Here is a 3233-nt window from a genome sequence, read left to right on the forward strand (position 1 = left end):
CCTCAATCACATCTACCTCTCCATCAAATAGAGTTTTCAGGTCATTAAAAGAGTATTTTCTGTTTTTTCCAAAGTGAAAATCATACCCGACAACTATCTTTTGGAGTTTCGGAAACTTCTCTTTCAAAAAAGCTATAAACTCCTCCCCGCTAAGATGACGAATATCGTCAAGTTCAAGATAGACAATGGGAAAGTGCGAAAAGTGCTCACGCTCTTCTTTTGGGGTAAGGTTCGCATAACCAGTCTCGATAACGACAATAGTGCTATTCTCATCCAACGCTCCAAAAAGCTGCTGATGCCCGATATGCATCCCGTCAAAGCCGCCAATAGCAATGGATGTACTGTTTCTCATATCTGTCATTTACGCAACTCTATGGGTGATGTTTTGTATATTTTCTTTCTCTTTTTCATAAGTTTTGTACAAGTCATAATTATTTTGTAAATTTAGCCAAAACTGCGGTGTTGTACCGAAATACTCCGATAGCTTTAAAGCCATCAAAGAAGTTATGCCTCTTTTTTCATTATAAAGTTCACTTAGTGTCTTAATACCCACTTTTAAGTCATGTGACAACTGGGCTTGAGTGAGATTTAGCGGCAGAGCAAACTCATCTCTTAAAATAATGCCCGGGTGCGTACTTGGTCTTATTGCTTTCATATTATGCTCCTTTATTTGTGATAATCATCAATATATACATCATAAGCATTGGAATTTTCAAATCTAAAAATCACTCTAAATTGCTCATTTATCCTGATACTGCAAAAACCTTTTAAATCGCCCTTCAAATGCTCAAAATGATTTGAAGGCGGAACTCTTAAATCGCTCTCATCAAACGAAGCTTCAAGCATATCGAGTTTTCTTTTGCCGACATTATTAACAGATGCAGAAAATTTCTTCTGATATTTACCGTCAAAAAGTTGCTCTGTATACTTGCATTTAAAAGATTTTATCATATTGGCATATTATCACAATACGATAAGTTAGTCAAGACCATTCGAAGCACTTTTTTGCTTTTTATTTCTATACCACTTTTTAAGCCCATACAAACTTATCAAAACCCAAAAAAACTCTATGACAAAAGAGGCAAGATTCCAGTTGTACAAGAGTGAATAGACAATAAGCAGTGCGCCTAAGAGATTAAGAAACGAGTACAAAAAGCCTTTGGAGTCTATTTTTTCACTCTGGAGTAAAAAATATGTTGCCAAAACCATTGCTACACCCACGATACCGACGACATCTACTGTAAAACTGTTCATTTATTCTCTCCGTGGTTTATTTGTTAACTTATCTTATCTCTACACTCTCTATTTTTTTCTTAACATCCATTGGGTCGTCGACGTTCTTAAATATGAGGTCGCTAATTCCTCGCCCTGTTACTTTTATGGTGCCGAAACCGAATATTCGCCCAATAACTCCCTGAATGATTTCAACCGTTTCCACAGATGCGATTTTCATCTCCTCAGATTTTCGGCTTACTATTCCTTTTTTGAGAATAACGCGCTTATTTGTTACACCTTGTTCAATACTTCGTAGCCTCAACCACTCCCAAATGGCTAAAAGAAGTGTAGCCCCGAAAGTGGGTATGGAAAGAATAATCCAAATAATCATTGGAATTTTAGAGAACCAGTGAAGCTTGAAAAGCGCCTTGATTTCTTCGTCGTTTGATAAAGAGTCGTTGATGTAGCCCATTTCTATCTCCTGTTTTTAGTTTTAGCGTTTATTTTTCTCGTTCCAATGCTCCAGCGTTGGAATGCATATTGCAGCCATACAAACTCATGTATGCATTCCCATCGTGGACGATGGGAACGAGAAATTTGTTACACATTATTTCAACTCAATTTCATTAAAACCAAGTTTGGTTTTTCTTCCCCAAAGGTCTTTTCGCATTGCTTGCGCAACTTCAACATAACTATTCTTCGATGGAGATTCAATAAATGCTTTTAGTTTTTCAATCACATCGTCCGAAGAGTACAATATTGAATGATAATAGTACTCTTTTATTTGATTCATATAATCTTCTGATGTTTTATTCTCCGTTTGCTCCACCAAACTAAAATATCTCTTTTTGTTAATATCTAAAGCACATGCCATGAAAACCAATAAGCTTCGATATTTATCTTCGGTAATTTTATTAAGAGAAATGTCTAGCTCTTTCTTCTTGTCTAGAAGTGACTTTAAATAAGTAGCTACAACACCGCCGATAATTGCCGTGATTAATGTTTTTATAATTTGAGTTTCATCCATTGTAGTTCCCTTTTCCTGCGTAACTATTTATCTAACGAACATTATATAGAAAACAGCTTGATATCAACAAATTCACAAATGTTCATCTAAAATAAGAAAACTACTTAATATTACTAGAGAGTAGCGCTAACAGTATACCGCCATCCATGTTGCATTACAGTTACGCTAAAACCGTGACTCTCAAGCTCCTCTTTTAGTACGCTCGGTTCGTAGAAGTTGGCAGGCTCTCCAAACACTCTCTCCATAAAACAGACGCACTTGCCCAAAAAGGTGCTTCTGTCAAAGTCGTAGATAAAAAGTCTTCCGCCCTCTTTTAGCACCCGCACAACTTCCCCAAGCGCGGCGTCTATATCTTCAAAGTGATGCAGCGATTCTCCCATAAAGACGGCATCAAAACTGCTATCTTCAAACGGCAGTGCCTCTGCTGCTCCTACATGAGTCTCCAGATACGGCGGAGCGTATTTGAGCATCCCCTCTGCAGGATCAATTGCGACATACTTCAAGTTAGCGTTGCATCTGTAGGCGAACTCGCTCATCACTCCGGTACCCGCACCTATGTCCAAAACACTCTCTTTATCACTGAAGTCCTGCAAAAACAGACACAGATCTTCTAAAATCGGTTTAGAATATATAATGGAGCCGAAATGTTTAAAGACAAATCCGAGATTGTTAAAAGGCATCATGTTGCATCCTGTTTCTTTATCATTTCTTTTTTTCGTTATCTTCAAGTAGATTTTTTGCGTTTTTGCTTGTCACTACCTTTTTGCCTGTTTTAGCTTCAAGTTCGGCTCGTGCGACTTTTGCTACGTTGCCGCCTTGTTTGGCTACATCTTTGCTCTCTTCAAAGCTTTTAGGATTTATCGCTTCTGAGATGTCTTTGGTAGAAGCTTCCGCCAACATATTTAAAATCAGCTCCGTATTTGTCATATTATCCCACAAGTTCTCTTTTTTAAGACCTTTTAAGACTTTGTACTCTTTAGTTGTTTTATCT

Annotated in this window: 6 protein-coding genes and 2 pseudogenes; all 8 read right to left on the reverse strand. The window is 37.5% G+C overall.

Annotation, left to right across the window (positions count from 1 at the left end):
* Positions 1 to 361: pseudogene (locus tag RQ763_RS10935) on the reverse strand (bifunctional riboflavin kinase/FAD synthetase); the annotation flags it as partial.
* Entirely contained in the window at positions 362 to 655 is a 294-nt protein-coding gene (locus RQ763_RS10940) for a HigA family addiction module antitoxin (protein WP_314153000.1), read from the reverse strand.
* Positions 656 to 666: 11 nt separating this feature from the next.
* Positions 667 to 951, reverse strand: a complete 285-nt coding sequence (locus RQ763_RS10945) for a type II toxin-antitoxin system RelE/ParE family toxin (RefSeq protein ID WP_314153001.1) — start codon at positions 949 to 951, stop codon at positions 667 to 669.
* Positions 952 to 978: 27 nt separating this feature from the next.
* Positions 979 to 1254, reverse strand: coding sequence for a CBU_0592 family membrane protein (locus RQ763_RS10950; RefSeq protein ID WP_314153002.1), 276 nt, complete (start codon positions 1252 to 1254; stop codon positions 979 to 981).
* A 28-nt stretch (positions 1255 to 1282) separates the two neighbouring features.
* Positions 1283 to 1687 carry a PH domain-containing protein gene (locus RQ763_RS10955; protein ID WP_314153004.1) on the reverse strand — a complete coding sequence of 135 codons (405 nt, stop codon included), beginning with the start codon at positions 1685 to 1687 and terminating at the stop codon, positions 1283 to 1285.
* A 135-nt stretch (positions 1688 to 1822) separates the two neighbouring features.
* Positions 1823 to 2242, reverse strand: a complete 420-nt coding sequence (locus RQ763_RS10960) for a hypothetical protein (protein ID WP_314153005.1) — start codon at positions 2240 to 2242, stop codon at positions 1823 to 1825.
* A 113-nt stretch (positions 2243 to 2355) separates the two neighbouring features.
* Positions 2356 to 2925, reverse strand: a complete 570-nt coding sequence (locus tag RQ763_RS10965; protein WP_314153006.1) for a class I SAM-dependent methyltransferase — start codon at positions 2923 to 2925, stop codon at positions 2356 to 2358.
* A gap of 19 nt (positions 2926 to 2944) precedes the next feature.
* Positions 2945 to 3233: pseudogene (locus RQ763_RS10970) on the reverse strand (hypothetical protein); the annotation flags it as partial.

Origin of the sequence: Sulfurimonas sp., assembly GCF_032250635.1 — a bacterium.
Classification (GTDB): Bacteria; Campylobacterota; Campylobacteria; order Campylobacterales; family Sulfurimonadaceae; genus Sulfurimonas.